Source organism: Cyanobium sp. ATX 6A2 (assembly GCF_024346355.1).
Taxonomy (GTDB): Bacteria; Cyanobacteriota; Cyanobacteriia; order PCC-6307; family Cyanobiaceae; genus NIES-981.
Map to the genome: position 1 here is coordinate 68,712 of NZ_JAGQCU010000011.1, position 21,770 is coordinate 90,481.

Genomic DNA, 21,770 nt, shown 5'->3' on the forward strand with positions numbered 1-21,770 from the left:
GCTCAGGCTCACCCATCCGGCCCCCTCCAGCAACTGCGACGGCCGCCCCCAGGCCTGCTCCTGGGCACTGAGGCTGCTGGCGCAGGCCCGAGCCAGAGCCGGGGGGCGTTGCCGGAAGGGGGTGGTGGAATCGCGGGCGACTCGGGCCGGGTCAACCGGTCGTCTCCCCTAGGCTCCGGCCATTCTCACACCAGCCAACCATGGTCCTGGAGCCCGGCGCCAGCGCACCCGACTTCTCCCTTCCCGACCAGGACGGAAATGCCATCAGCCTGTCGTCCCTGAGCGGCCAGCGGGTGGTGATCTACTTCTATCCCAAGGACGACACCCCAGGCTGCACCAAGGAGGCCTGCAACTTCCGCGACCAGTGGAGTGCCTTCGAGCAGCACGGCATCAAGGTGCTGGGCATCAGCAAGGACGGCGCCGCCAGCCACGCCAAGTTCATCGCCAAATACGAGCTGCCCTTCACCCTCCTCACCGACGCCGAACCCTGCCCGGTGGCCTGCGCCTACGAGAGCTACGGCCTCAAAAAGTTCATGGGCCGCGAATACATGGGCATGATGCGCCACACGTTTGTGGTGGATCCCGAGGGCAAGATCGAGCGCGTGTACACCAAGGTCAAGGCCGAGACCATGGCTGACACCATCCTCAGCGATCTGGGTCTGGGCTGAGGTGGGCCAGGGCCTGGAGCGCCAGGCAGGGCTGATAGTCGCTCTCCAGCCGCTCGGCGATCCAGGCCCCATCACCGCCGGTGATCCACAGCCGGCAGCCTGGATGGTCTGCCCGGGCCTGGTTCCAGGCCTCACAGACGGCGGCCACCAGCCCCTCTCGTACCCCCACAGCCATGGCCTCGGCGGTGGCCGTTGGCCAGGGTGTCTGCCCGCAGATCTCCAGACTCACGGCAGGCAGACGGGCGGTGCCGCCGGCCAGGGCACGCAGCTGCAGGGCCAGGCCCGCCTGGATGCGGCCGCCGGCAAAGCGCCCCTGGCGATCCACCAGGGTGAAGCTCAGGGCTGTGCCGGCATCGGCCACCAGCACAGGTGCACGGCTGCGCTGCCAGGCCTGCCAGCCCACCAGGGCACGGTCGATCCCGAGCCAGGGTGGCAGCTGCTGCAGAGGCACCTGAGCCAGGGACACATGCCGCCGGCGATCCAGCCCGGAGGAGGGCGGGATCGGCCCCACCGCCGCCCAGCCACGCAGGTGACCCAGCCGCTGCGTCAGTCCGCTCTCCCCGCCGTCGGGGGAGGGCGGGGACTCGCTCCAGCACTGCAGCTTCCCCGGGACCGAGCGGGCGAAGTGCCAGCGGCTGTTGCCGATCAGAAGCCAGCGCGCCGGGGCGCCGTGATCCCCCTCAGATGCCTTCACCCATCAGGCCGGGGAGGTGGATGCCGCACTCCTGCTTGAGCCCTCCGAAGCGGGTCTGACGACCGCTCTGGGAGCTGCTGTCGGGGGCGCTGGAATGCCAGTCACCCACGCTGGAGTAGCCCTGCTCGAACAGAGGATGCTGGGGCAGATCGTGCTCTTCCATGTAGTAGTAGACGTCGCGGTTGGTCCAGCTCAGCAGGGGGCGAAGGGACCAGCGCTGGCGCACGCCGTCGAGAATGGCCATCGCCCGCCGGTGATCGGTCTGGCTGCCTCGGACTCCGCTGGCCCAGCAGCTGACCCCAAGGGCGCGGAGGGCGTGATCCAGAGGCTCCACCTTGCGGATCCGGTGGTAAAGCTCCATGTCCTCCACCCGGCCGGTCTCCCACAGGCGCCCATGCAGGGCCTCCATGCGGGCGGAGCTCATCGACGCCTGGGTCACATGCAGGTCGATCTGCAACAGGTCCCTGAGCTGCTCGGCATAGCGGTAGGTCTCGGCGTGCAGGTAGCCCGTGTCAACCCACACCACCGGCACCGTTCTGCCCCGCTCGCGGGCCAGACGACTCACCAGGTGCAGCAGCACGGCCGACTGGATGCCGAAGCTGGTGGTGATGGCGAAGCCATCGGCAAACGTGTCCTGGGCCCAGAGCAGCCGGCCGTAGGCATCGCGATCCGCCAGAAGGCCGCGCGCAGCCTCAAGGGCCACGGGCTGACCCCCGTGGTCGCGGGGCAGGGTCTGGGCCGGAGCGGTGACCATGGCGCCATCATCACCTCCGGAGCAGGACGCTGGTTAGGGTTTGCAAGGTAGATGCGTGAACCCGCAGCGATGACCCGCACGGATCCGCAGCCAACCACTGGCGACACAACCAACGGAGTCCCACCCAGCGAGGAGCCGATTCCCGGCGATCCAGCGGACGCCAACGCACCGATCGTGATCGTGGGTGGCGGCTTTGGCGGGCTGTACACCGCCCTGGCCCTGTCCGAGCAGCGCCAGCCCCCCCCCTTGCTGCTGATCGAGCCGCAGCCGTGCTTCCTGTTCCTGCCCCTGCTCTACGAGCTGCTCAGCGATGAGCTGCGCCGCTGGGAAATCGCCCCCCGCTACGACGCCCTTCTCGCCGGCCGCGGGGTGGCCTGGCTGCAGGACCGGGTGGTGAGCATCGACGCCCAGCAGCGCTGCCTGCACACCGCCGGCGGACGTGAACTGAACTTCGGCCAGCTGGTGCTGGCCACGGGAGCACGCACCCACAGCTTCGGCATTCCCGGGGTGGTGGAACACAGCCTCAGCTTCCGCAGCCTGGTCGATGTGGAGCGGCTCAAAGTGCTGGTGGAGCGGCTGCGGCAGGAGCGCCGCCCCCTGCAACGGCTGGCCGTGGTGGGGGCCGGCCCCAGTGGCGTGGAGCTGGCCTGCAAGCTGGCCGATCTGCTCGATGGTGCCGCCGTGGTGGAGCTGGTGGAGCAGGGTGCGATGGCGCTGCCCCAGGCCCGGGCCTTCAACCGCGAGCAGGCTATCCTGGCCCTGCAGCGCCGGGATGTGCGGCTGCGCTGCGGCTGCCGGGTGCTGGAGGTGGGAGCCGACCACCTGGATCTGCACACCAGCGCCGGGCCGGAGCGTCTCGCCGTGGACGGGGTGGTGTGGACCGCCGGCCTGGACTTCGCCCCACCGAGCGTCCAGCCCGAGCTTCAGCGCGATCGACGCGGCCGCCTGCTGGTGGAGCCCTCGCTGCAGCTGCGGGGTCAGCCCCATCTGTTCGCCGCCGGCGACATCGCCAGCCTGGCCGCGAACGGCGATGGCGATGGCGCCACGCCGCCATCGCCCGCCACCGCCCAGGTGGCCTTCCAGCAGGCCAGCTGCCTGGCCGACAATCTGCTGCGGGCCCGGCGCGGAGAACCCCTGGAGCCGTTCCGGTTCCAGGATCTGGGCGAGATGATCAGCCTGGGCCGGGGGGAGGCCAGCCTGGTGGCCGGTGGCTTCACCCTGGCCGGCGCCGCCGCCTTTCAGCTCCGCCGCCTGGCCTATCTGTCCCGGCTGCCGGGTCGCCCCCACCAGCTGCGGGTGGCCGCCGGCTGGCTGGCCGACTGGCAGCGATGAGCCGCGGCCGGCGCCCGCGTGGCCTGCTGCTCGATGCCATGGGCACCTTGATCGGCCTGCGCCAGCCGGTGGGTCGCACCTACGCCGCGGCGGCGGCTCGCCATGGGATCACGGTCGACGCCGATGCCGTGGAGCAGGCGTTTCGGGCGTCCTACCGCCAGGCGCCACCCCTGGCCTTCCCCGGCCTCGAGCATGAGGATCTGGAGCGGGCCGAGCGCCGCTGGTGGGCAGACCGGATCCGCGAAAGCCTGCTGGGCGCGGGCGCGGAGCCGGCACCCGAAGAGATGGCGCTGGAACTGTTCAACCACTACGCCGATCCTGCCCCGTGGCACGTTTTTGACGACGTACCCTCCCAGCTGGAGCGCTGGCACCGCCGCGGCCTGGCTCTGGCAGTGGTGAGCAATTTCGACAGCCGGCTGCCCGGCCTGCTGGAGGAGCTGGGGCTGGCCCGCTGGCTGACGGTGGTGGTGGTGTCGAGCGCCGCCGGAGCGGCCAAACCGGAGCCAGCCCCCTTTCAACTGGCCCTGCAGGGTCTGGGATTGAACGCCGACCAGGCCTGGCATGTGGGCGACAGCCCGGAGGATGTGCAGGGGGCGGCGGCGGCCGGCCTGCGCTGCCTGCTGGTGCGTCGTCCTTGAGACAGGGGGCGCTGGGGGGGCGCACGGCAGGCCTGAGGCCGGCCCAGCGGCGGCGCCTGGAGCAGCTCTGTCATCGCCGCCATCCGCCGGCCGCCGTGGCCGAGTTGCTCTGCCTGCAACGCCTGGCCACGGAGAGTCGGGAGCTGGAGCTGCCCCTCACCCTGGTGATCGATGGCCGCGGCCTCTGCCGCCTGCTCTGGGTGGGGCCGTTGCAGGCCTGGGGCCAGCGCCGTGACACCTTGGCGGGGGGCCGGCGGGGCCAGGGCCTGGAGCTGCGCCTGGTGACCTGCTGCGGCCGTAGCCGGCAGCTGGAGCCGGGCCGGCTGGAGGGGGTGGCCGCCCTCGATCTCGAGCCGCTGTTGTGGCTGCGCTATGGCGACCAGGCCGGCGCGGGAGGGCGCTGGCCCGCCCTGCTGCTGCAGGCCAACGGCGACTCGGGGGAGCCCTGGCCGGTGAGCGAGGCGGGCGAGCTGGCCCTGCTCTGCGGCCGCGACCCCGGCAGCCTGCCGGCGGGCATCACGCCCCCCCCGGGCGCCGAAACCGGAGGCCACGACGAGATCCGCTCAGGCGCCGCGGCTGCCCCCAGCCGGGAACGGGTGCTGCTGCTGGCCCAGAGCCCCGCCGACCGCGGCCTGGCGCAGCGACGGATCGGCGAGCTGGAGGGTCTGGTGCGCAGCGCCGGCGCCGATCCGGTGGGGGTGGTGGAGCAGCGCCGCGGCCAGCCGGCGCCGCAAACGATCTGGGGCGAGGGCAAGCTGGCGGAAGCCGCCCTCGAGGCCCGGCAGCTCGGAGCCACGCTGGTGGTGACGGACCGGGAACTGACCCCGGTGCAGGGCCGCAATCTCGAGCGCCTGCTGGATCTGCCGGTAAGCGATCGCAGCGAGCTCATCCTCGACATCTTTGCCCAGCGCGCCGCCAGCGCCGACGGCCGGCTGCAGGTGGAGCTGGCCCAGTTGCGCTATCGCCTGCCCCGGCTGCTGGGGCGCGGCCGCAGCCTCTCCCGCCAAGGCGGCGGCATCGGCACCCGGGGGCCCGGCGAAACCCAGCTGGAGAAAGACCGGCGTGCCATCGCCCGCCGCATCGAACGGCTCCAGCGCCAGGTGCGCGAACTGGGCGCCCACCGGGCGCGGTTACGCCAGGGGCGAGGAGCCCTGAGGCGCCTGGCCCTGGTGGGTTACACCAACGCCGGCAAGAGCTCCCTGCTCAATGCCCTCGGCCGGGGCGAGAGCCGCCAGGCGGTGCTGGCCGAGGACAAGCTGTTCGCCACCCTCGATCCCATCACCCGGCGCATCGAGCTGGTCGATCCCGCCGGGGGCCCCTGCACGCCGGTGCTGCTCACCGACACGGTGGGCTTCATCCGCGATCTGCCGCCACCGCTGCTGGAGGCCTTCCGCTCCACCCTCGAGGAGACCCTGGCCGCCGATGGCCTCCTGGTGGTGGTGGATCTCAGTGACCCGGCCTGGCCCGACCAGCTGCGCACGGTGCACACGATTCTCGATGCCCTGGACTCAACGGTGCCCCGCAGGCTTGTGGCCAACCAGATCGACCGCTGCCCGGCCGGGGAACTGGAGCGGGCTCGCCGGCTCGACCCCCAGGTGCTGTTTGCGTCGGCGACGGCACGCCTCGGCCTGCAGCACCTGCGCGGGGAACTGCGCCACTGGCCAGAGCCGGCGCCACAAACAACGGCATCCAGGTAGGAATTACTTTCACCAATGGCCCCAGGAAGCCCTGAAGCAAGTGCTGATCAGGGGCTTGGGCATCAGGAATTCCCGGGCAGCCAAGCGTTCTATAGTCAGCAATGCCCCTGGAGACCTCCAGCCCGGCCATGATCGTCTCCTTTCCGGCCGGCATCCAGCCCGACGCCGTCATCACCCTGTTGGTGCTGGCAGGATCGGTGCTGCTGTTCGTCAGCGGCTGGCTGGCGCCCGAGGTCACCGGCCTGTTGGCCGCCGGTCTGCTGATTGCCACCGGGGTGCTCAGCCCCGCAGAAGCGCTGCGCGGCTTCGGCAGCCCCGCCGTGATCACGCTGATCGGCCTGTTCGCCCTCTCCGCTGGCCTGTTCCGGGCCGGTGGTCTCGATCGGCTCAGGGCTCTGCTCGGTTCGGATGCGATCCGCAGCCCTCGGCGGATGATTTTGCTGGTCACCACGGTGGTGGGCCCGGTGTCCGCCTTCGTGCCCAACACCCCGATCGTGGCCGCCCTGCTGCCGGTGCTGGAGAGCTGGTGCCAGCGGCGTGGCATCTCCCCCTCCCGGGTGCTGCTGCCCCTCTCCTTCGCCACCGTGCTGGGAGGCACGCTCACCCTGATCGGCAGTTCCGTGAATCTGCTGGCCAGCGAGGTGAGTGAGCGCATGGGCTATGGCGCCCTGGGCCTGTTCAGCTTCAGCCCCATCGGCATCGGCGTCTGGCTCAGCGGCAGCCTGGTCATGGTGCTGCTGTCCGATCGCCTGCTGCCCGATCGGGGGCTGAACGACGACGACCTGGTGGCCGATCTGGCCAGCAGCGGCTACCTCACCGAGGTGGACATCCCGCAAAGGTCCGAACTGATCGGCCAGTCCCTCCACGACAGTCGGCTTCAGCGGCGCTTCGATGTGGATGTGCTGGAAGTGCACCGCGGCCGTGAGCGAATCCTGCCGCCGTTGGCCGATCACACCCTGGAGCTGGGCGACCGCCTGCTGCTGCGCTGCAGCCGCAACGACCTGCTGAGACTGCAACAGGAGCACACCGTGGTGCTGGCCCCTTCCGCCGATCCTGCCGATACCCTGTCCACCACCGACGCGCCGACCCGGCAGCGCACGGTGGAGGTGCTGCTGCCTTCCGGCTCTGCCCTCACCGGCGACAGCCTGGGCAATCTGCGCTTCCGCCAGCGCTTCAACGCCACCGTGCTGGCCCTCAGACGCGGCAACCAGGAGGTGCGCGAGCGGCTGGGACAGGTGGTTCTCCGGGAAGGGGATGTGCTGTTGCTGCAGGGCCCGAAGGACGCCATCCGGGGCCTGCAGGCCAACAACGACCTGGTGGTGCTCGAACAACTGGAGAAGGATCTGCCCACTGTGAATCGCAAGGGGGTGGCGATTGCCATCAGCGTGCTGGTGGTGCTGCTGGCTGGGCTGGAGTGGCTGCCCCTGGTGGCTGCCGTGCTGCTCGGCACAGTGGCGATGGTGGCCACAGGCTGCCTGCGGCCGGGGGAACTGCAGCGGGCAATCCGACTCGACGTGATCCTGCTGCTGGGGTCGCTGGCCAGTTTCAGCGTGGCCCTCGAGAAAACCGGTCTGGCTGGAGCCCTGGCCGGGGCGCTGTTACAGGCTCTCACTGGCTGGCCGGTCTACGCTGCCCTATTGAGTGTGTTTCTGTTCACCACCCTGCTCACAGAAGTGATGAGCAACGCCGCAGCAGTCGCCCTGCTGATTCCCGTGGCGGGGGAGCTGGCGGTCGGGCTGGGGCAGCCGCCCCTGGCTTTCGTCTACGCCGTGCTCTTCGGAGCGAGCCAGAGCTTTCTGAGCCCGGTCGGTTACCAGACCAACCTGATGGTGTTCGGCCCCGGCCGGTACAAATTTCTGGATATCACCCGCTATGGACTCCCTCTCACGTTCACCATGACCCTGGTTGTACCCCTGCTGATCTGTCGACACTTCAACCTCTAGGGACTGCCCCAAGGACCCGAGTCCCCAGTACTGATGTGTCTGCTGCTGCCCCTCAAGGGCATGCCAAACCGTTTCTCCGGCAGCTTCGCTGCTGGTGAACCATTCCTTGCTTACCCTGATTCCTCTCTCCCCTCCCATGAGCCTCCAACTCGGCGACACCGTGCCCGACTTCACCCAGAACTCTCAGCTGGGCCCGATCAACTTCTACGACTTCGCAGGCGACAGCTGGGTGGTGCTGTTCTCCCACCCCGCCGACTACACGCCCGTTTGCACCACGGAGCTTGGTGAGGTGTCACGCCTGCGCCCCGAGTGGGAGCAGCGCAACGTCAAAACCATCGCCCTCAGCGTGGACTCGGCCGAAAGCCACAAGGGCTGGATCGGCGACATCAACGAAACCCAGAGCACCAGCGTGGATTATCCAATCCTCGCCGACGAGGACAAAAAGGTGGCCGACCTCTACGGAATGATCCACCCCAATGCGCTCAACAACCTCACGGTGCGCTCGGTCTTCATCATCGATCCCAACAAAAAACTGCGTCTGCAGATCACCTACCCGGCCAGCACCGGTCGCAATTTCGATGAGATCCTGCGGGTGATCGACTCCCTTCAACTCACCGACTACCACCAGGTGGCCACACCGGTGAACTGGAAAGACGGTGACGACTGCGTGGTGGTGCCCTCGATTCCCACCGACGAGGCCCGCAACAAGTTCCCGAAGGGCGTCACGGAGATCAAGCCCTACCTGCGCATGACCCCCCAGCCCAACAAGTGAGGGCCGGGGCCCGATGAGCGCAGGGGCCATGGCGGTGCTGGGGCTGATGAGCGGCACCAGTGCCGATGGGGTGGACGCAGTGCTGGCCCGCTTTGCCGGTCCCTGCCACCGGCCGCGCTGGCAGATCCTGGCCAGCCACTCCACTCCCTATCCCGAGCCCCTGCGCCAGGAGCTGGTGGCGGTGGGCCAGGGGGCCCGGCGCAGCAGCGCCGAGCTGCTGGATCTGGCGGAGGCGGTGACCGAGGTGCAGGCCGCTGCCGCCCGGGCCTGCGATCCCAGGGCCCAGGCACGGCTGGTCGGCTGTCACGGCCAGACCATCTGGCACCGTCCCCCCAGCCCACCGCGCCGGGGTGCCAGCTGGCAACTGCTCCAGGCTCCCCTGCTGGCGCAGCTGCTGCAGTGCCCGGTGGTGCACGATCTGCGGGCGGCCGATCTGGCCCTGGGCGGTCAGGGAGCACCCCTGGTGCCGGCAGCCGATGAAGCTCTGCTGGGGCGCAGCGGCGGCTGGCGGGCCGTTCTGAATCTGGGGGGCATCGCCAACCTCACCCTGATCCCGCCCCGCAGCGGCCCCGACCGCCGCCAGGTCGTGCGGGGCTGGGACTGCGGCCCGGCCAACACCCTGCTCGATCTGGCCGTCAGCCAGTTCAGCGGCGGGGAGCAGAGCATCGATGCCGGCGGCGCCTGGGCCAGCCGCGGCCGGGTGGACGAGCCCACCCTGGAGCGCTGGCTGCTGGAGCCCTATTTCCAGCAGACCGGGCCCAAATCCACCGGCCGCGAACTGTTCGGGCACGCCGATCTGCGCCGCCGGCTGGAGGACCTGGAGCAGGCGGCCGGCCAGCAGAGGCAGTCGCTGCAGCCAGCTGACGTTCTTGCCAGCCTCACCGCCTTCAGCGCCGCTGTGGTCGCCCAGGACCTGGGCCGCGGCCCCCAGCCCGTGGAATTGCTGGTGGCCGGCGGGGGCAGCCGCAACCGGATGTTGATGGCCGAGCTGCGCCGCCGCTGCCGCGGCGTGATCGTGCGGCCCCTGGCGGAGCTGGGCATCGAGGGGGCCCAGCGGGAGGCCCTGGCCTTCGCCCTGCTGGCCTGGTGGCACCGGCGCCAGCACCCCGGCAACGCGCCCGCGATCACCGGTGCCCTGCGCCCGGCGGTGCTGGGGGTGTGCGTCCAGCCGCCCTGCGGCGGCTTCTAGCTGGGCCGCTGCAGTCGCAACCGCCGCGGTGCCGCCTGCAGGCGGCGGGTGCGCTGACGCTCCAGCTGCAGACGGAAGCGTTCGGCGGCAGCAGCGTCTGCCGCGGCGGCCGCTGCCGCCCTGCCCGGCTGGGGACGCTGGTGTTCGAGCCGCTCCACCCCTTGCTGGATCAGCACCCGGGCCATGTTGCTCACGGTGCGGGCCTCAAGTTCCGCAAGATCGCCCAGTCGGCGGCAGAGATCCTCCGGAAGGACCACCTGGATCCTGGGCGACTTGGGGCGCCCGCTGGAGGAGGTTTGCCGCGTGGCCACGCCGGGGAGGGGAGAGGGCAGGGATGCTTCTGGCTACGCATCAGTGTAGTCGGATGCGCATGGGTAGTATCCACGCCTATGCTGATGTCACTCAGCTGATGGCGCTCTGCTACTGGCCTTGCGCCCAGCCGGGATCCAGTCAGGTTTCAGCCCCGATCAGATTCAGCCCCGAGGTCTCCCATGCCCAAGAGCCGCGAGCAGCGCCAAGCCGAGCGCAGCGACGTGCTGGTCTCGGCCGTGATCAGCACCTATCTGCTCACCCACCTGCACCACGTGCTGCAGCGCGCCGAATACGGCGCCCAGAAGGAGGGGCGAAGTGCCTTGGCGGCCAACTACGCCCAGCTGCGCAAGGTGCTCTGTCTAGACGCGCGCACGATGGAGGACGCCTCGGCCAGCGGCACCCCGGTGAGCGACAGCCCCCGGGCCGCCTGAGCCCTGGTTTCAGCATGTGTGTAACGGGGGGCTGCCGCGCACCGGTGGCACCCATAGGGTCGGCTCACACCCACAGGGCCGGAACAGCAGGCCCATTGCCATGAGCTCCAGCAGCCCCCAGCCAGCCGCTTCAGAGGCCGCCGCCTCCAACAACGCTGCCCCCAACGCCAACTCCAACGCCGCCTCCCTCTACGCGCGGATCAGCGCCGACGCCAGCCTCACTCAGACCCTGTTCCGGCAGGCCCTGCAGGATCCCGGTGGGGCCCTCGATCGCATCGTGAGCCTGGGAGAGGAGCTGGGAATGCCGGTGAGCCGCGAGCAGGTCAAGGCCCATGTGGCCTCCCTCGACGATGGCGCCAGCAAGCAGTGGCTGCTCAAGGCCCGTGGCGGCCTCTGAGCGGGGCGCGCGGGCAGGGCGGTTGATGCCGCCGCCCTGGGCCAGGCTGAAGAACAGCCAATAGCTCACGATCGCCAGTCCAGCCGCCACCACCAGAGCGGCAACCTGCTCCAGACGTTTGATCATGGGGGGCTCCGGCGCGGCTGCTGAAAGTCTGACCGAGGGGCCTGCCCCACACGCCACCGGTGCCGGCAGGGATGATGGGGCCGTGGCCGGCTGGTGCCGGTCACGGCTCTCCGCAGTCAGCTCCCGTGCTCCGCCTCGAACGCATCGGCAAGATCTACCCCACCGGGGAGGTGCTGCGCGATGTCACCTGGGAAGTGAAGGCGGGTGAACGCCTCGGGCTGGTGGGCGTGAACGGAGCCGGGAAATCCACCCAGCTGCGCATCCTGGCCGGCCTGGAGGAACCGAGCAGCGGCGCAGTGGTGAAGCAGGGCACCCCCCGCATCGCCTACCTGCAGCAGGAGTTCGACGTCGACCCCCGACGCACGGTGCGTGAAGAGCTCTTCCAGGCCTTCGGCGAGGCGGCCAGCGTGCTCATCCGCAAACACGCGGTGGAACACGAGATGGCAAGCGAGAAGGCTGCGGCCGACCCCGACCATCTGGAGGACCTGATCCACGAGCTGGGCCATCTTCAGGAGCGCTTCGAGGCCCTGCACGGCTACGAGCTCGACGCCCGCATCGACAAACTGCTGCCCCAGATCGGCTTCACACCGGAGGGGGCCGAGCAGCTGGTGGCCGCCTACTCCGGAGGCTGGCAGATGCGCATCGCCCTGGGCAAGATCCTGCTCCAGGAACCGGATCTGCTGCTGCTCGACGAGCCCACCAACCACCTGGATGTGGAGACCATCCAATGGCTGGAGGGATACCTGCTGGAGCAGAGCGCCGCCATTGTCGTGATCAGCCATGACCGCACCTTCCTCGATCGGGTCTGCACCCAGATCGTGGAAACCGAGCGGGGCGTCGCCCGCACCTACCTGGGCAACTACAGCCAGCACCTCGAGCAGAAGGCCCTGGAGCGCGAGGCGTCGCAGGCGGCCTTTGAACGCCAGCAGAAGGAGCTCAGCGCCCAGCAGGCCTACATCGACCGCTTCCGCGCCAGCGCCACCCGTTCCACCCAGGCCAAGAGTCGCGAGAAACAGCTGGAGAAGGTGGAGCGCATCGAGGCCCCGGTCGAGAGCGTGGGCGGCCCCCGTTTCCACTTCCCTGAAGCCCCCCGTTCCGGCCGGCTGGTGGCCGAGATCAAGGACCTCACCCACAGCTACGGCGACCAGATCCTGTTTCTCGGCGCCGAGCTGGAGGTGGAGCGGGGCGATCGCATCGCCTTCGTGGGACCCAATGGTGCCGGCAAATCCACCCTGCTGCGGCTGATCATGGGGCTTGAGCAGCCCGATGGCGGCCACGCCCGCCTGGGCGAGCACAACGTGATCGCCGGCTACTTCGAGCAGAACCAGGCCGAGGCCCTCGATCTCTCCAAGACCGTGATCGACACGGTGTTCGAGGCGGTTCCCGACTGGACCCAGACCCAGGTGCGCTCACTGCTGGGCAGCTTCTGCCTGTCCAATGAGAGTGTGTTCAAGGAGGCCGGCAAGCTCTCCGGTGGCGAGAAGGCGCGCCTGGCACTGGCCCTGATGCTGTTGAAACCCTGCAACCTGCTGGTGCTCGATGAGCCCACCAACCACCTCGACATCCCTGCCAAACAGATGCTGGAGGACGCCCTGATCGCCTACGAGGGGGCGGCCCTGCTGGTGAGCCACGACCGCTACTTCATTTCGCGGGTGGCCAACAGGATCGTGGAGATCCGCGGCGGCGAGCTGGTGCTCTACCGCGGCGACTACGCGTACTACCTGGAGAAGAAGCGGGAGGAGGCCGAAGCGGCGCGGGCCGCCGCCGAGGAGGAAGCCCGGGCAGCCAAGCGCAGTGCCAGCCGCGAACGGCAGCGGCAGAAGCAGGCGGCGCGGGGGACGCCAGGGGGCTGAGAACCAGACGCGGGAACGAACACAAAACTCGAAGGGTTGTCGCAACGACTACGCAAGACTTCGCAACAGTTTGTAGTGTTGTGTGATACCGCCGTTTCCCGAGCCCTCCATGACGGAACCCCTCGCTCTCTCCCTCGGCCAGCAGTTCGAGCTTGAGCGCATGAACCGGGCGATCGACGAAACGGCTGACCCCAAAGTGCTCCAGGGCATCGCCAAGCAGTTGCTGCAGGCCTGGCAAAGCCAGAAAGCTGCCACCCAGTGGGTGATGCGCCAGCAGCTCGGTGCTCCCCAGAGCCTCACCCGCGGTCTGCCCAGCCCTGGCCTTGGCCAGTGGGATCAGGCGGCCTGATCCCACTGGCCAAGGCTCAGCGATTGATGACGCCCATCTGGGAGGGAGTCACAGTCAGTCGCAGGAGTTGGCCCTGGCGGTTCACGCTCAGACTGAGCTGACCGCCCACACCGGCCTTCTCCACGGCGGCCACCAGCTGTGAGGGTTCCGCCACGGGCTGGCCACCAGCGGCCACCACCACATCACCCTGACGTAACCCGGCACGCTCGGCCGCACTGTTGCTGACAACCGAGGCCACCCGCACCCCCCGATCGAGACCGGTGCCATCGCCGGGGCGCACGGCATCCAGTCCGATGCCGATCACAGGATGGCTGACGGAGCCCGTGGCCACCAACTGGCGGGCGATGTCCCGAGCCCGGTTGATCGGAATCGCAAAGCCCAGGCCGGCGCCCGGACCGGTGCGCACCAGGGTGTTGATGCCGATCACCTCCCCGTCGGCGTTGAGCAGGGGACCACCGGAGTTCCCCGGGTTGATCGCGGCATCAGTCTGGATCAGATCCAGCCGCCTGTCGGTGATGCCCAGCTTGGAGGCGTTGCGATTGAGATTGCTGATGATCCCCATGGTCACGGTGTTGTCGAGGCCATAGGGGTTGCCCACGGCGATCGCCCATTCCCCCACCTCCAGGAGATCGGAATTGCCCAGGGGTGCCACCGGCCAGGAGCCGGAGCCCTCGATGCGCACCACGGCCAGATCGGTGAGCCGGTCCAGACCCACCACGGTGCCGGCAACGCGGCGGCCGTCCTGAAGCCCCACGGTCACCCTGTCGGAACGCTCCACCACGTGGGCATTGGTGAGGATCAGGCCGTCGGCCTGAAAGATGAAGCCGCTGCCCTGGCCCCGTTCGGTGCGCTGGGAGGGCCTGGAGGGCTGGGCCTGCTGCGGCAAGCCGAAAAACTGCCGGAAGACCGGATCATTGAGCAGGGAGCTGGGCACCCCGCGCTGACCCGCCACCGCGACCGTGCGCTCGGTGTCGATGGTCACCACCGCTGGGCTGGTACGCCGCACGGCGGCGGCAACGAAGGACTGGCGGCCCAGGCTGGCGGCCAGGGCCGGGGAGGAAGTCGAGGCGGCAACGTTGGACGGGGAGGCAGACGCCGGGGGGGCCGGGGCCCGGCTCAGGCCGGCAACCAACAAAGGCAGAACCAGCAGGGGGGTGCGAACGGACGCCAGGAAACGGTGGGGGGACATAACGGCAAACCGGTGTTGAGCCGGAGGAGTGCCTGGACCGTAGGCAGGTCGGATGCGGCGGCGAAAGGGGGGCAGACCGGCCCTGCTATCGCCCACCGCAGCAGACACACTCCAGTAGTATTTGTTTAGAAATATGTCTAGCCATGGACACGTCTCGCCTGCTGTTGGCCTTCCTGGCTTTTGGGGCTGCCTGCACCACCCTCTGGGCCTGGATGCTGGCCACCAGCGGCAACAATTCCGACGCCGCCAGGCAATGATGGGTGAGCCGGCAGCGCATCCCGCCACCGCAGCGGGCCCGAGGCCATGAAAGCCCTCCTTTCCCAGATCTTCCCCATCCTCTACGGCGCCTGTTTCCTGCTGCTGCTCTGGCAGGCCTTCCGGGTGATGGGTAAGGGGTTCCGCGCGGCCTCCGGCACTCCGGACAGCCCCCCCAGGCCCTCCAGCGGCGACCGCACCGGGCGCCTGACGATCCACCCGGAGCTTCTCGATGCTGAGGGTCAGCTCACCCAGGATGATCTGCTCACCGTGCGTTTCGGCGGCGATCAGGAGAGCTCCACCCCGCCCAGCGAACCCAGCTGAACCGGCTCCGTCACCTCCACTGAATAGGCTCACTGGTGAGACCGTTCATTGAGGGAGACGATCGGCTTGGATCAACGCACGCGAATCGTGGCAGCAGTGCTGCGCAATCTGAAGCTGCCGCCCCGCTTTCGCCTCAAGCTGGTCAAGGAGGATCCGGTGCGGCTCGAACTCAGCCTCACCCCCGCCTACGGCAAGGCTCCGCTGCTGGTGGGCCTGCTCGAGTCGCAGGATCTGGTGGCCCGCCGCGATCGCGAGGGCCGCATTCCCCGCGACCTGCAGGGCACCTGGGACTGGACCGTGCGCCACGGCAAGGTGAGCACCGGTGGCTGGAACCCCTACCTGAAGGAGGCGCTGCAGACGATGTTTGAAACCGGACTGCCCGCCATCGTCTACGAAGAGCTCACCAGCGAGGCCTACCACCCGGTGGATGGGGTACGCCACGTGCGCTGAGCCAGGCCCGGGGCACCATGGCCCTTGAGCCCCTGCCCATCGACCTTCTGCTGCCTCAGGTGAGGGCGGCTGTGCAGCCACCGGGCTCCACCCTGCTGCTGCAGGCGCCACCCGGTGCCGGCAAGACCACCCGCGTTCCCGCCGCCATCCAGCCAGCGTTTGCCGGCAGGGTGTGGATGCTGGAGCCGCGCCGGATCGCCGCCCGCACAGCAGCCCAGCGCCTGGCCGCCGAGCTTGGGGAACCGCTGGGGGGATTGGTGGGATACAGCGTGCGTCTCGAGAGCCGCACCAGCTCCGCCACCCGCATCGAGCTGCTCACCGAGGGGCTGTTCCTGCGGCGTCTGCAGGCTGATCCAGCCCTCGAGGGGGTGGACTGCGTCGTCTTCGACGAGTTCCACGAACGCAGCGCCGACGCCGATCTGGCCCTGGCTCTGCTGCGCCAGGGGCGCGACCTGCTGCGACCCGACCTGCGCCTGGTGGTGATGTCGGCGACCCTGGCCCTCGAACCTCTGGTGCGCCAGCTGCCGGAAGCGGCCGTGCTGCGCAGCGCAGGCCGCTGCTTCCCGGTGGCGATCAGCCACCAGCCGCCGCGTCCGGAAGAACGCCTCGAGCACCAGGTGCTGCGGGCCCTGGAGCAGCACTGGCTGGACCAGCGCCAGCCCGGCCAGAGCGTGCTGGTGTTCCTGCCCGGTCGGCGGGAGATCCTGCGCTGCGAGCAGGCCATCGGCGCCGCCGGCTGGAGTGGGGACCTCGAGGTGGTGCCCCTGCACGGCAACCTCAGCCTGGCGGAGCAGGGCCGGGCCATCGCCGCGGCCAGCGGCCCGGCCGGCAAGGTGGTGCTGGCCACCAGCATTGCCGAGAGCTCCCTAACGATCGCCGGCGTGAGCCTGGTGATCGACACCGGGCTCAGCCGCCGCAACCGCTTCGATCCCGCCCGTGGGATGGACGCTCTGGTGACCCGGCCTGCCAGCCTGGCCAGCGCCGAGCAACGGGCCGGACGGGCAGGGCGCCTGGCTCCGGGCCGCTGCGTGCGGCTGTGGTCGGTGGCTGACCAGCGCCAGCGGCCGCTGCACGATTCGCCCGAACTGCTGGAGAGCGACCCGCTGCCCCTGGCTCTGCAGCTGGCCCGCTGGGGTGATCCCACGGGCGCTGAGCTGCCCTGGATCGATCCACCCGCGGCCGAGCCGCTGTTGGAGGCCCGCCAGCTGCTGCGGCAGCTGGGGGGCCTGGACCCAGCCGGCCAGCTGAGCCACCACGGCCGCGACATGGCCCGCCTGGGCCTGCATCCGCGGCTGGCGCACCTGCTGCTGGTGGGCCGGCAACGGGGACTGGAGCAGCTGGCCTGTGAACTGGCGGTGCTGCTCAGTGAGCGGGATCCCCTGCCCCGCGACGAGGCGGGGTGCGACCTGCTGCGGCGGCTCGACTGGCTGCGGCGGCAATCGCCCCGTCAGCCCATGCAGCAACTGAGGCGGCGGTTTCAAGACCAGGTGCAGGAGATGGCCCAGCGCCGGGTTCCAGCCATGGGGATCTCCCAGACAAGCGGCGAGGACGGCCAGGCCGCCCTGCTGGTGGCTGAGGCCTTCCCCGAGCGGCTGGCCCTGGCCCGCGCCGGCCAGCCCGGGAGATTTCTGCTGCGCAGTGGCCAGGGCGCCGTTCTCCATCCCCACGACCCCCTGGTCCAGCAAGCAGCCCTGGCGGTGGCCGCGCTGGATGGGGAGGGCCAGGACGCCCGCATCCAGCTGGCCCTGCCCCTGCCCCTGGATGAGCTGCGGCACCTGGCCGAAGAACACGGCAGGGAGGAGACCGGCGCCCGTTGGGACGCCCAGGCCGCCAGGGTGCGCTGCGAGCGCAGCCTGCAGCTGGGGGCCCTCGTGCTGGAGCGCCGGCCCTGGACGGATGCGGCGCCCGAGCAGGTGCAGACGGCCCTGCTGGCGGGCCTGCGGCGCCTGGGGCTTGAGGCCCTGCCCTGGACAGCTGCCAGCCGCCAGCTGCAGCAACGCCTCTGCCTGGCCCACCGGCACCGCGGCAGTCCCTGGCCCGATCGCACGGATACGGCGCTGGCTGCCCACCTGGAGACCTGGCTGGCCCCGCACCTGATCGGCCTCTCGAGCCTGGCCGAGGTGCAGCAACTCGACCTGCACGAGGTCCTCTGGGGCGAACTGGACTGGGCCTGCCGCCAGGACCTGGAGCGGTTGCTGCCCAGCCGGCTGGCGGTGCCCTCGGGCCGCAGCGCGCCACTCGATTACGCCAGCGGTGAGCCCGTGCTGGCAGTGAAACTGCAGGAACTGTTCGGCTGCCGGGGGACGCCGGCCGTGCTGGACGGGGCACTGCCGGTGACGCTGCATCTGCTCACCCCAGCGGGACGGACGGCGGCCATCACCCGCGATCTGGATGGGTTCTGGCAGCAGGGCTACGGCCAGGTGCGGCGCGAACTGCGGGGCCGCTATCCCAAACACCCCTGGCCCGAGGACGGTGCCAGCGCCCAACCCACCGCCCAGACCAAGGCGCGGCAGGCTGAGGAGCGCCGATGAGCCCAGCCCAAACCCAGCCCGAGCACCTGACTACAGGATCGCAACGGCTCACTCAAGGCACGAAACCACCACGTCAGGCAGGGCCGCCCCTCGTCCACCCCCGCCAATCTTCTTGACCATTCGAGCATCGTGGAAGCGGGTCTGTCCTCCGACCAGTCCCGGGGCCGGTCCCGCTTTCCCATTCAGTCATGTCTGAGGCTTCCCAAGCCCGCTTCGGCGTGGTGAACTTCGCCGAAACCTGGAATGGCCGACTGGCCATGATGGGTTTTGTCATCGGCCTGGCCACCGCGGTGCTCACCGGCCAAGGCATCCTCTCCCAGATCGGTCTGGGCTGAACTCCGGTCATCCTGCAAGGCGTGAAGGACACTGGCTGGTGCGATCTGGCAACGCCATGACTGAGTTGCCACTGCAGCGCTACAGCGTCAGTGCGCTCAACAGGGCCGTTGCCAGCCTGCTGGAACGGGGTTTTGCCCCCCGCTTTCTGCTCGACGCCACTGTCAGCCGTCCCCAGCTGAAAAAGGGGCACCTGTGGATGACCCTGGTGGATGAAACCGCCTCGATCTCGGCGGTGGTGTGGGCCAGCCAGCTCACCAGGCTGAGCTTCCAACCTGCCGAGGGTGATGGCGTGGTGGTGGTGGGGAAGCTCAACTTCTGGGCCGCCCGCGCCAATCTCTGCGTGCAGGTGCTCGACCTGCGCCCCAGCCTCTCCAGTGTGCTCCGTCGCTTCGAGCGGGTGCGCGATCAACTGGCCCCAGAAGGTCTGTTTGACCCCGAGCGCAAGCGCTCCCTGCCGGAGATCCCTGGCTGCATCGCCCTGCTCACAAGCAAGCCGAGCTCGGCCCTGGCTGACATGCTGCGTACCGCAGCCGAGCGATGGCCCGCCACCCGGGTGGTGGTGGTGCCGATCCCGGTGCAGGGCAACGTGGAGGAGCAGATCGCCACAACGCTGGAACACCTGGCCCGAAGGGCGGGGGCGCTGGGGGTTGAGGCCATCGTGCTGGCCCGCGGGGGTGGCAGCCGCGAGGATCTGGCGGTCTTTGATGGTGAGCGCCTGGCGCGCGCGATCGCTGCCTGTCCGTTGCCAGTGGTGAGCGGCATTGGCCATGAGGATGACACCACCATTGCCGATCTGGTGGCCGATCTGAGGGCGGCAACGCCCACTGCAGCCCTGGTGGCCCTGCTGCCAGATCGCCGCCAGGCCAGGCCAGCGCTGCATCAACTGCGGCGACACCTGGGCCAGGTGCTGGGCCTGCGCCTGCAGGGCGAACGCCAGCGGCTGGGGGGACTGCAGGAACGGCTGACCCAGCAGCACCCGCGCAGACAGCTTGAGCAGCGCCGGGAGGATCTCCTGCGTAGCCGGCTGCTGCTCCAGGCGCTCTCACCACAGCATGCGCTGGAGAGGGGGTTCTGTCTGCTGCGCACGGCCGGCAACCGGCTGATCCGGAGCGCCGGCGAGCTGCAGCCAGGCGAGGAGGTGCGGCTGCAGCTCGCCGACGGTCAGGCCGATGCCGAGATCAGGCAGGTTCACCTGCACGGCACGAAGACCAAGAAGCAAGCCTCTCTGCGCCAGAGTCAACGACGTTCCGCCGGAGAGGCCGGTGCTGGATGAACCATGGCCAGAAAACCCAGCCCTGAAGCCGCCGACGGCGGTGCCGCCGACCTGAGCTACAGCCAGGCCCACACTGCCCTGGAACTGGTTCTGGCGGAGCTGCAGGCCAACGACCTGAACGTGGAGGCCATGACCGGGCTGTATCGCCGGGGGCAGGCCTACGCCCAGCGCTGCGAAGCCATTCTCGACCAGGTGGAGCAGGAGGTGCTGCTCTGGGATGGCCTCCATGATCCCGAGGCAGCGGCAGTGCCCGCTGAAGAGTCCATGCCCACAGAGTCCATGTCCAAAGAGTCCATGTCCACGGGACAAACCCGCACCACCACTTGAACACCATGACCGTGTCGCCCCAACCCTTGCCGAAGCCCGGAGACCGTGCCACCAGCTGGTTGCAGTGGGTGTACCTGGCCCTGGCTGTGGCTGGCGCCGTGCTGCCCTGGCTGGCGAATCTGGAGTTCATCCGCAGCAGCGGCTCCAGCTTCGATCTGGGACTGTTCGTCCAGATGGCCGCCGCCAACCCGGCGGCAGCGTCCCTGTCTCGCGACCTGGCCATCGGCGCCACGGCCGTCTTGATCTGGATTGTTCAGGAGAGTCGCCGGCTGCAGATGCGCGGCCTGCCCTGGGTGCTGCTGTGCTGCGTCACCCTCGCCTTTGCCTGTGGCGCGCCCCTGTTCCTGTACCTGCGGGAACGGCGGCTGGCGGAGCTGGCGATCCAAACCGAACAGGCCGGGCAGGCTTGAGGGATGGTGAACCAGGCTCAGGAGCCTTGATCGTCCACCTCCACCACGTCCACATCGATGGTGACGTCTGAGGCCCGGATCTCCGGGGAGGACGGCGCCACGGACGAGGCGTCAAAGGGGGTGCCACAGGCCGGGCATACCGCGTTACCGACGCTGATGAAACCGCAGGCAGAGCAGGTGCGAAGGCGGCGCCGGAGAAGTTGCCAGCCCACCAGACCAGCCGCGCCGAACAGTAGAGGCAGCAGGAGAAGCAACAGGGTGAGGCCCCCCAGCAGATCAAGCAGAAAACGGCCGGCTGGACCAGGGGCCAGCAGCAGCAGCAACAGCGCCAGCAGGATCCAGGGCCAGGGAATCGGCCGTTGCATGCTCAGGAGAAATGGCCTCGATGCCCATCCTGACGCCTGCCCGTAGCGATGGAGAGACACTGGCCGTAGTAGAGGATGGCGCCCACCATCCACACCCAAAGACTGAACACCAGCACGCCCCCCACCACCCCGTAGGCCTGGAAGCGGTCACTGAGAAGAAACAGGATGCGCCCCAGAAGCTGATTGAGGAGTGTGAGAACCGAGGCAATGAAGGCCGCTCCAGGCAGCAGCCGGGTCCAGCGCACGTGGCGCGACGGCAGCAGCCAGAGCAACAGGTGGGCAGCGACAAAGGACAGGGCCAGTGACACCACCACATCCACACCGGCGCTCACCGGCTGCTGCCAGCCCTGGATGAACGGCACCTGGGTGCTGAGCCACTGCTTGACACTGGTAGGCGCCTGCAGCGGTACGCGCGAGACGCGCTGATCGAGCATGAACAGCAGCGAGAAGAGGACGAGCAGCGCCATGGCCTTGAGACGCAACTGAAGCTGGTGGCGGATCGCCCGAAACCAGGACTGCTTGCCGGGGTGGGGATCACCGCGCCACCAGAGACGATCAGCACCGCGACTGAGGGCTAGAAAGGCGTTGCTGGCCGTGAACACCAGCACCACCAGGCCCAGGACACCAGCGCCGGCGCTCTGACGGATGAAACCCTCCAGGGCCCGCTCCAACACCGGCAGCGACTGGGGAGGCAAAAAGGCCAGCAACGACTCACGGAACTGACCGATCAGCTGCAGATCACGCCCCAGAACCCAGCCGATGACGGACAGCGCTATCAGCAGAATTGGCAGCAGCGACTGAAGGGTGTAGAAGGCAAACGCAGCGCTGAGATCAGCGCAACCTTCACGATTCCACAGTTTGAGAGCACGCCAGCACGGCCTGGCCAGAGCCGGCAACGAACCCATGGCCCGCTTCATAAGGGAATCACAACGGCCACACCAAGCAGGCTAGGGAAACGCGCGCTGATGAGCCGCTCTCGTTCTCACAGACAGACGCACGTGGCTGCCAGAGACCGCTGTGAAACGGATGACTTAAAACCTGTGTAGGGATTGGAAGGGTGTGGTTCCTGGCATCGACCTAGTCTCTCAGGGGGCTACCCCCCAAATACCGTCGGCGCTGCAGCGTTTCACGGCCGAGTTCGAGATGGATCGGCGT

The 21,770-nt window shown here is 69.1% G+C and carries 24 protein-coding genes; 18 read left to right on the plus strand and 6 right to left on the minus strand.

Annotated features, from left to right (window positions below; all coding sequences use genetic code 11):
• Nucleotides 1-200 precede the first annotated feature (200 nt).
• Nucleotides 201-668 carry a thioredoxin-dependent thiol peroxidase gene (gene bcp, locus KBY96_RS10955; RefSeq protein WP_254979414.1) on the plus strand — a complete coding sequence of 156 codons (468 nt, stop codon included), beginning with the start codon at nucleotides 201-203 and terminating at the stop codon, nucleotides 666-668.
• On the opposite strand, the gene KBY96_RS10960 is transcribed toward bcp, so the two are convergent.
• Nucleotides 646-1,362, minus strand: coding sequence for a type III pantothenate kinase (locus KBY96_RS10960; protein ID WP_254979415.1), 717 nt, complete (start codon nucleotides 1,360-1,362; stop codon nucleotides 646-648). The two genes, bcp and KBY96_RS10960, sit on opposite strands and share 23 nt — an antisense overlap.
• Nucleotides 1,349-2,116 carry a phosphoadenylyl-sulfate reductase gene (locus tag KBY96_RS10965; RefSeq protein ID WP_254979416.1) on the minus strand — a complete coding sequence of 256 codons (768 nt, stop codon included), beginning with the start codon at nucleotides 2,114-2,116 and terminating at the stop codon, nucleotides 1,349-1,351. Before KBY96_RS10965 ends, KBY96_RS10960 begins: the two co-directional genes overlap by 14 nt.
• Before the next feature lie 69 nt (nucleotides 2,117-2,185).
• On the opposite strand from KBY96_RS10965, the gene KBY96_RS10970 reads away from it, so the two are divergent.
• The 6 genes from KBY96_RS10970 (at nucleotide 2,186) to KBY96_RS10995 (ending at nucleotide 9,687) form a co-directional block, all read left to right on the plus strand.
• Nucleotides 2,186-3,448, plus strand: coding sequence for an NAD(P)/FAD-dependent oxidoreductase (locus tag KBY96_RS10970; protein WP_254979417.1), 1,263 nt, complete (start codon nucleotides 2,186-2,188; stop codon nucleotides 3,446-3,448).
• On the plus strand, nucleotides 3,445-4,086 hold the full coding sequence (locus tag KBY96_RS10975) for an HAD-IA family hydrolase (RefSeq protein WP_254979418.1): 642 nt from the start codon (nucleotides 3,445-3,447) through the stop codon (nucleotides 4,084-4,086). The genes KBY96_RS10970 and KBY96_RS10975 overlap by 4 nt, the downstream gene beginning before the upstream one ends.
• Nucleotides 4,083-5,783 carry a GTPase HflX gene (gene hflX, locus KBY96_RS10980; RefSeq protein ID WP_254979419.1) on the plus strand — a complete coding sequence of 567 codons (1,701 nt, stop codon included), beginning with the start codon at nucleotides 4,083-4,085 and terminating at the stop codon, nucleotides 5,781-5,783. Before KBY96_RS10975 ends, hflX begins: the two co-directional genes overlap by 4 nt.
• Nucleotides 5,784-5,911: 128 nt before the next feature.
• Complete coding sequence (locus KBY96_RS10985; protein ID WP_254979421.1) at nucleotides 5,912-7,726, plus strand: SLC13 family permease; 1,815 nt, start codon at nucleotides 5,912-5,914, stop codon at nucleotides 7,724-7,726.
• A 136-nt stretch (nucleotides 7,727-7,862) separates the two neighbouring features.
• Complete coding sequence (locus tag KBY96_RS10990) at nucleotides 7,863-8,498, plus strand: peroxiredoxin (protein ID WP_254979424.1); 636 nt, start codon at nucleotides 7,863-7,865, stop codon at nucleotides 8,496-8,498.
• Nucleotides 8,499-8,526: 28 nt separating this feature from the next.
• Nucleotides 8,527-9,687, plus strand: a complete 1,161-nt coding sequence (locus KBY96_RS10995; protein ID WP_254979443.1) for an anhydro-N-acetylmuramic acid kinase — start codon at nucleotides 8,527-8,529, stop codon at nucleotides 9,685-9,687.
• Here KBY96_RS10995 and KBY96_RS11000 read toward each other — a convergent pair.
• A complete protein-coding gene (locus KBY96_RS11000) occupies nucleotides 9,684-9,998 on the minus strand; it encodes a ribbon-helix-helix domain-containing protein (protein ID WP_254979426.1) in 315 nt (104 codons plus the stop codon). The genes KBY96_RS10995 and KBY96_RS11000 overlap by 4 nt on opposite strands.
• 180 nt (nucleotides 9,999-10,178) lie before the next feature.
• On the opposite strand from KBY96_RS11000, the gene KBY96_RS11005 reads away from it, so the two are divergent.
• The 4 genes from KBY96_RS11005 (at nucleotide 10,179) to KBY96_RS11020 (ending at nucleotide 13,155) form a co-directional block, all read left to right on the plus strand.
• On the plus strand, nucleotides 10,179-10,430 hold the full coding sequence (locus KBY96_RS11005; RefSeq protein ID WP_254979427.1) for a hypothetical protein: 252 nt from the start codon (nucleotides 10,179-10,181) through the stop codon (nucleotides 10,428-10,430).
• Nucleotides 10,431-10,530: 100 nt separating this feature from the next.
• A complete protein-coding gene (locus tag KBY96_RS11010) occupies nucleotides 10,531-10,827 on the plus strand; it encodes a hypothetical protein (RefSeq protein ID WP_254979428.1) in 297 nt (98 codons plus the stop codon).
• A 251-nt stretch (nucleotides 10,828-11,078) separates the two neighbouring features.
• Complete coding sequence (locus KBY96_RS11015; protein WP_254979429.1) at nucleotides 11,079-12,806, plus strand: ABC-F family ATP-binding cassette domain-containing protein; 1,728 nt, start codon at nucleotides 11,079-11,081, stop codon at nucleotides 12,804-12,806.
• 109 nt (nucleotides 12,807-12,915) lie between these two features.
• A complete protein-coding gene (locus KBY96_RS11020; protein ID WP_254979430.1) occupies nucleotides 12,916-13,155 on the plus strand; it encodes a hypothetical protein in 240 nt (79 codons plus the stop codon).
• Between the two features lie 16 nt (nucleotides 13,156-13,171).
• Here the strand turns inward: KBY96_RS11020 and KBY96_RS11025 are convergent, their stop codons facing one another.
• Nucleotides 13,172-14,344 carry a trypsin-like peptidase domain-containing protein gene (locus KBY96_RS11025; RefSeq protein ID WP_254979431.1) on the minus strand — a complete coding sequence of 391 codons (1,173 nt, stop codon included), beginning with the start codon at nucleotides 14,342-14,344 and terminating at the stop codon, nucleotides 13,172-13,174.
• Between the two features lie 303 nt (nucleotides 14,345-14,647).
• Between KBY96_RS11025 and KBY96_RS11030 the strand changes: the two genes are divergently transcribed.
• From KBY96_RS11030 to KBY96_RS11060, 7 genes are all read left to right on the plus strand, one after another.
• A complete protein-coding gene (locus KBY96_RS11030) occupies nucleotides 14,648-14,923 on the plus strand; it encodes a DUF2973 domain-containing protein (protein WP_254979432.1) in 276 nt (91 codons plus the stop codon).
• A gap of 66 nt (nucleotides 14,924-14,989) precedes the next feature.
• Nucleotides 14,990-15,373 carry a hypothetical protein gene (locus tag KBY96_RS11035; protein WP_254979433.1) on the plus strand — a complete coding sequence of 128 codons (384 nt, stop codon included), beginning with the start codon at nucleotides 14,990-14,992 and terminating at the stop codon, nucleotides 15,371-15,373.
• A gap of 17 nt (nucleotides 15,374-15,390) precedes the next feature.
• Nucleotides 15,391-17,904: an ATP-dependent helicase HrpB gene (hrpB, locus tag KBY96_RS11040; RefSeq protein WP_254979434.1), complete on the plus strand. Its 2,514-nt coding sequence runs from the start codon at nucleotides 15,391-15,393 to the stop codon at nucleotides 17,902-17,904.
• A gap of 188 nt (nucleotides 17,905-18,092) precedes the next feature.
• Nucleotides 18,093-18,239, plus strand: coding sequence for a high light inducible protein (locus tag KBY96_RS11045; protein ID WP_254979435.1), 147 nt, complete (start codon nucleotides 18,093-18,095; stop codon nucleotides 18,237-18,239).
• A 56-nt stretch (nucleotides 18,240-18,295) separates the two neighbouring features.
• A complete protein-coding gene (gene xseA, locus KBY96_RS11050; RefSeq protein ID WP_254979436.1) occupies nucleotides 18,296-19,513 on the plus strand; it encodes an exodeoxyribonuclease VII large subunit in 1,218 nt (405 codons plus the stop codon).
• Nucleotides 19,514-19,516: 3 nt separating this feature from the next.
• Entirely contained in the window at nucleotides 19,517-19,840 is a 324-nt protein-coding gene (gene xseB / locus KBY96_RS11055; RefSeq protein WP_254979437.1) for an exodeoxyribonuclease VII small subunit, read from the plus strand.
• 5 nt (nucleotides 19,841-19,845) lie between these two features.
• Nucleotides 19,846-20,250, plus strand: a complete 405-nt coding sequence (locus tag KBY96_RS11060; RefSeq protein WP_254979438.1) for a DUF2834 domain-containing protein — start codon at nucleotides 19,846-19,848, stop codon at nucleotides 20,248-20,250.
• A 17-nt stretch (nucleotides 20,251-20,267) separates the two neighbouring features.
• Here KBY96_RS11060 and KBY96_RS11065 read toward each other — a convergent pair whose 3' ends face one another.
• Nucleotides 20,268-20,615 carry a hypothetical protein gene (locus tag KBY96_RS11065; protein ID WP_254979439.1) on the minus strand — a complete coding sequence of 116 codons (348 nt, stop codon included), beginning with the start codon at nucleotides 20,613-20,615 and terminating at the stop codon, nucleotides 20,268-20,270.
• Nucleotides 20,616-20,617: 2 nt separating this feature from the next.
• Nucleotides 20,618-21,520, minus strand: coding sequence for a YihY/virulence factor BrkB family protein (locus tag KBY96_RS11070; protein ID WP_254979440.1), 903 nt, complete (start codon nucleotides 21,518-21,520; stop codon nucleotides 20,618-20,620).
• Between the last annotated feature and the right edge of the window lie 250 nt (nucleotides 21,521-21,770).

Coding starts and splice junctions, on each gene's coding strand:
- bcp (WP_254979414.1), top strand. CDS start 201: ATGGTCCTGGAGCCCGGCGCCAGCGCACCCGACTTCTCCCTTCCCGAC.
- KBY96_RS10965 (WP_254979416.1), bottom strand. CDS start 2,116: ATGGTCACCGCTCCGGCCCAGACCCTGCCCCGCGACCACGGGGGTCAG.
- KBY96_RS10970 (WP_254979417.1), top strand. CDS start 2,186: ATGACCCGCACGGATCCGCAGCCAACCACTGGCGACACAACCAACGGA.
- KBY96_RS10975 (WP_254979418.1), top strand. CDS start 3,445: ATGAGCCGCGGCCGGCGCCCGCGTGGCCTGCTGCTCGATGCCATGGGC.
- KBY96_RS10985 (WP_254979421.1), top strand. CDS start 5,912: ATGATCGTCTCCTTTCCGGCCGGCATCCAGCCCGACGCCGTCATCACC.
- KBY96_RS10990 (WP_254979424.1), top strand. CDS start 7,863: ATGAGCCTCCAACTCGGCGACACCGTGCCCGACTTCACCCAGAACTCT.
- KBY96_RS10995 (WP_254979443.1), top strand. CDS start 8,527: ATGGCGGTGCTGGGGCTGATGAGCGGCACCAGTGCCGATGGGGTGGAC.
- KBY96_RS11005 (WP_254979427.1), top strand. CDS start 10,179: ATGCCCAAGAGCCGCGAGCAGCGCCAAGCCGAGCGCAGCGACGTGCTG.
- KBY96_RS11010 (WP_254979428.1), top strand. CDS start 10,531: ATGAGCTCCAGCAGCCCCCAGCCAGCCGCTTCAGAGGCCGCCGCCTCC.
- KBY96_RS11020 (WP_254979430.1), top strand. CDS start 12,916: ATGACGGAACCCCTCGCTCTCTCCCTCGGCCAGCAGTTCGAGCTTGAG.
- KBY96_RS11025 (WP_254979431.1), bottom strand. CDS start 14,344: ATGTCCCCCCACCGTTTCCTGGCGTCCGTTCGCACCCCCCTGCTGGTT.
- KBY96_RS11030 (WP_254979432.1), top strand. CDS start 14,648: ATGAAAGCCCTCCTTTCCCAGATCTTCCCCATCCTCTACGGCGCCTGT.
- hrpB (WP_254979434.1), top strand. CDS start 15,391: ATGGCCCTTGAGCCCCTGCCCATCGACCTTCTGCTGCCTCAGGTGAGG.
- KBY96_RS11045 (WP_254979435.1), top strand. CDS start 18,093: ATGTCTGAGGCTTCCCAAGCCCGCTTCGGCGTGGTGAACTTCGCCGAA.
- xseA (WP_254979436.1), top strand. CDS start 18,296: ATGACTGAGTTGCCACTGCAGCGCTACAGCGTCAGTGCGCTCAACAGG.
- xseB (WP_254979437.1), top strand. CDS start 19,517: ATGGCCAGAAAACCCAGCCCTGAAGCCGCCGACGGCGGTGCCGCCGAC.
- KBY96_RS11060 (WP_254979438.1), top strand. CDS start 19,846: ATGACCGTGTCGCCCCAACCCTTGCCGAAGCCCGGAGACCGTGCCACC.
- KBY96_RS11065 (WP_254979439.1), bottom strand. CDS start 20,615: ATGCAACGGCCGATTCCCTGGCCCTGGATCCTGCTGGCGCTGTTGCTG.
- KBY96_RS11070 (WP_254979440.1), bottom strand. CDS start 21,520: ATGGGTTCGTTGCCGGCTCTGGCCAGGCCGTGCTGGCGTGCTCTCAAA.